The sequence below is a fragment of the Caloranaerobacter sp. TR13 genome, from assembly GCF_001316435.1.
GTDB lineage: Bacteria > Bacillota > Clostridia > Tissierellales > Thermohalobacteraceae > Caloranaerobacter.
This window is the reverse complement of the sequence record NZ_JXLL01000049.1, coordinates 1-949: the sequence shown is the minus strand read 5'-3', so window position 1 is coordinate 949 and position 949 is coordinate 1. Positions and strand designations below refer to the sequence as shown.

Annotated in this window: 1 protein-coding gene; it reads right to left on the bottom strand. The window is 28.0% G+C overall.

Annotation, left to right across the window (positions count from 1 at the left end; translation table 11 throughout):
- Positions 1-219: 219 nt before the first annotated feature.
- Positions 220-762, bottom strand: coding sequence for an HD domain-containing protein (locus TR13x_RS10820; RefSeq protein WP_054871949.1), 543 nt, complete (start codon positions 760-762; stop codon positions 220-222).
- Between the last annotated feature and the right edge of the window lie 187 nt (positions 763-949).

Sequence of the window (949 nt, the reverse complement as noted above, 5' to 3'; positions counted from 1 at the left end):
TGAAAATATTCTCTATTAAATTGTAAATTCCTTTATTTTTTATGTTCTTGTAATTATTCGTCGTCACACTACAAGAAATAAGACGATATATTACATAAAAAAATCAGACATCTAATCCTAGGAATACTACTCATAACTAAAATAAGTAATTCTAGGAGATGTCTGATTACTAAGAAATTAAATTCCTAATCTATATCACATAATTTCCCATAAATATATTTACAGGACATATTCAATTCCAATTTCTTTCAATATTTTTATACATCTTTCACAATGTGGTCCTTCTGTTTTTACGCCATGTAAGTATCTATCTAATGAATCAACATCTTTTAAGTTTTCAACAAATGGATTATCTGAAATAATTTCTTTTTGACTATGCTGTACTATTGCATTTACAATTAAATTTATTTCCTCTTTAGTAATTCGAGGTAGATCGCCTCTATGTATAAAATTATAACACTCAATAATTTCATATACATATCTCTCTGCCACTTCAGCATGATTTTTATGGCTCTTTGTCTTTACTACACCAATATCGTGAAGAGCTGCTGCTATTCCTGCTATTTCTGGATTTATCCCTCGTTTAAGTGCTAATATTTTTGCAATTTGTGAACTGGTATACATGTGCATTATATTCCAACGAATTGGCAAATCTCTATCTTCATCTGATAAATCCTTCATCTCTAAAAGTAACATTGATAAAAATCTATTTAATCGTTTTACTAGTAATCTTATTTCTAAATTACTAATATTCTTCTCCATAAAAAAATCCCCTTTTCCCCGAAATATTTTGATTGCATTTCTACTAACGTTCTTGAAGTTCATACGGTAGCATATTTGAAATACCTTCAAGCTCTACAAAAAAATAAACTAGTGCACCCTTGCACAAATATATTGAATAGATAGTTATTATAAAAATTAGCCCTTAAATCTTACTCTAATAATTCCT

Excerpts from the sequence above, each read along its gene's own strand:
- TR13x_RS10820 (WP_054871949.1), bottom strand. The coding sequence starts at position 762 with ATGGAGAAGAATATTAGTAATTTAGAAATAAGATTACTAGTAAAACGA.